Origin of the sequence: Pseudomonas sp. (genome assembly GCF_026224925.1) — a bacterium.
Classification (GTDB): Bacteria; Pseudomonadota; Gammaproteobacteria; order Pseudomonadales; family Pseudomonadaceae; genus Aquipseudomonas.
The window spans coordinates 1-2,788 of sequence record NZ_JAMFRV010000757.1; the positions used below are offsets into that span (position 1 = coordinate 1).

3 protein-coding genes and 1 pseudogene are annotated in these 2,788 nt (G+C 55.2%); 2 read left to right on the plus strand and 2 right to left on the minus strand.

Annotation, left to right across the window (positions count from 1 at the left end; genetic code table 11):
* Positions 1-720: class II aldolase/adducin family protein (locus M0974_RS31535; protein ID WP_297846008.1), on the minus strand; the 720-nt coding region annotated here is incomplete at its 3' end.
* A gap of 123 nt (positions 721-843) precedes the next feature.
* On the minus strand, positions 844-1,749 hold the full coding sequence (locus M0974_RS31540; protein ID WP_297846009.1) for a LysR family transcriptional regulator: 906 nt from the start codon (positions 1,747-1,749) through the stop codon (positions 844-846).
* Positions 1,750-1,976: 227 nt separating this feature from the next.
* Between M0974_RS31540 and M0974_RS31545 the strand changes: the two genes are divergently transcribed.
* Both M0974_RS31545 and M0974_RS31550 read left to right on the plus strand, forming a co-directional pair.
* Positions 1,977-2,585, plus strand: a complete 609-nt coding sequence (locus M0974_RS31545; protein WP_297846011.1) for a cysteine dioxygenase — start codon at positions 1,977-1,979, stop codon at positions 2,583-2,585.
* Positions 2,582-2,788 (plus strand): annotated as a pseudogene (locus M0974_RS31550) (rhodanese-related sulfurtransferase); the annotation flags it as partial. The gene M0974_RS31545 and the pseudogene M0974_RS31550, both read left to right, overlap by 4 nt.

The window sequence follows — 2,788 nt, forward strand, 5'->3', positions numbered from 1 at the left end:
GCTTTTGAAGACTTTGGCTTGTTCCTCAACCTTAGCCACCACTTCAGCCGGTGGAAAAATCAATTCCGCATTGCCCGCTGCCTGCGCGGCGATCTGAATGTTGCAGGCGTATTCCAGAGACTGCAGTAATTGAAATGCATGTTCAACGCTAACCCCCGCCGTCAGCAAACCATGGTTGCGCAAGATCATCACATTCTTGTCCCCAAGGTCCGCCACCAGCCGTTCGCGTTCGTCCAAGTCCAAGGCCACGCCTTCGTAGCCGTGATAAGCCACGCGCCCGGAAAAACCAAGGGAATGCTGGGAAATCGGCAACAAACCGCCCTTCTGTGCTGAAACCGCAATCCCGTCGCGGGTATGCGTGTGCAATACCGCCTGCAAATCATGCCGTGCCGCGTGAATTGCGCTGTGGATAACATAACCGGCGTAGTTGATGCCGAGGCCAGTAGGATCATCGACAATCGTCCCGTCGATATCGACCTTGACCAGGTTCGAGGCGGTGATTTCATCGAACAGCAGGCCGAAGGCATTGATCAGAAAGTGCTCGTCCGGACCGGGCACCCGCGCCGAGAAATGAGTGTAGATGTGGTCAGTCCAGCGCTTGAGCGCGGCCAACCGATAGGCCGCTGCCAGTTTAACCCGCACCTCCCACTCTTGCGGGGTGACGCGATCACGAACGCTCGGCGCATTCTGCTGGACTGGCAAGGAACTGACGTTGCTCATGGCATAACTCCGTTAGGTCTTGAAGACGTATCGGAGCAGCCTAAGCGCATCATAAAACATTTAAAAATGACATTTTCTTCTAAGCTAATTATTAATATTTTTTATGAAGGGTACTGTCGGCGCTCAAGCAGCGTCGCGAGTCTGACGCAGCGACTCGGCCACCAAGCTGCCAAAGGCTGCAACAGGCCCCTGCAAGTTGCCGAGAAAGCGCGGATAAATCAGCCACAAATCCATCACTGGCTTGAAATCCTTGAGTGGCATGACCGCCAACTGCTCACGGTGCGCGCTACGCTCCAGCAACGGTCGCGGTACCAGCCCCAAGCCCATGCCGTCAGCGACCAAACCCAATTGCAGCTCGGTACCAAAGGTTTCCAGATTGACCTTCAAACTCAGCCCCTGGTCAGTCAAGGTGCGTTGCAAGCCTGCGCGAAAGCCGCAACCGTCGGGATTCAGTACCCAACCCAGCTCGTAACAGTCTGACAATTTAACCGGCTTTTTCGGCAGCGCCGCTTTGGCACATACCACTACCAACTCCATTTTGCCGATGGATTCACCGACGATGTTTTCCGGAAAAATCTTGCCCGCCGGGAACAACGCAGCAGCAGCGTCCAGTTCACCCTTTTCGATCTTGCCGATCAGGTTGCTACCCCACCCCGTCAGCACTTGAGCGCGCAGATCCGGGAACTCGGCGCGCAGATGCTTGAGCGCATCCAGCAACACCACATCGCCAACGGTCTGCGGAACCCCAAGGCGCAACAGACCGCTGGGCGGCGTATCGCTGGCGACCAGCTCACGCAGCGAATCCATTTCCCGCAGGATGCCCAAACACTTCTGGTACACCTGCAAGCCCATGGACGTAGGCTTAAGCGGCTTGGTGTTGCGATCAAACAACTCGACCCCGAGCGCCTGCTCGAAATTCTGCACCCGGCGAGTGATGGCCGGCTGGGTCAAATCCAGTGACTCAGCCGCAAGGCTGATAGATTGACAGCGAATCACCGCGACAAACGCATCGATATCATCAATTTTCATTCGGACCGCGCATAGTAAAAGAGTCTGGAAATAGTCAAAAAGCATAATGCCAATAAGGCCATATCGCCAAGCACATCGAGTGCTGTCCATACGCCAAAAAGAAATTAAATGCATTTTCGTTATAACCTAATCATCAAAAAATAGCATATTAACTTCCAGCATTATGTTTATATTTCTCAAACCACACCGTATTCAGCACTGGCTTCGGAACTACCTTCGGAACTCTCATGACCCAAACCCGACACCCGGAACGACTCAGAGCCTTCATCGGCGCGCTGGCTGAACTGATCGACAGCAACCCACGCGAAGGCGACTTGTTGCATCGCGGTGGCAAACTGTTGTCGCAACTGGTCAGCTATGACGACTGGCTGCCCGACGACTACGCCATCCCTGACCCACAGCGTTATCAACAGTTTTTGCTGCACGCGGACTCACGCCAGCGCTTTTCCGTGGTCAGTTTTGTTTGGGGACCGGGTCAGAGCACGCCCATTCATGACCACCGTGTCTGGGGTCTGATCGGTATGTTACGCGGTGCCGAATATTCTCAAGGTTTTGCCCGCAGCGAAGACGGTCGACTCGAACACGAGGGCCCGGCTATCCACCTGCAGCCCGGCCAGGTTGAAGCGCTGTCGCCACGCAGCAACGATATTCATCAGGTGCGTAACGCATTCGACGATCAAGTGTCCATCAGCATCCACGTGTACGGCGCCAACATCGGCGCTGTAAAGCGGGCGGTGTATCAACCCGACGGCTCAGAGAAGCTGTTTATTTCCGGTTATTCCAACGCTTTTCTCCCGAATATCTGGGACCTGTCTAAAGAGGACCAACACCAATGAGTAACCTCGCCACCCGATCCTTCGCCGACATCCGTCGTGCGCTGCTGGCCCATGAAGAACTGGCGCTGGTGGACGTCCGCGAAGAGGCACCGTTTGCTGAAGCTCACCCGTTGTTCGCGGCTAACATCCCGCTGTCGAAGCTCGAACTGGAAGTGCTCTCGCGCATTCCCCGGCTCGATACCGCCATCACGGTGTACGACAAC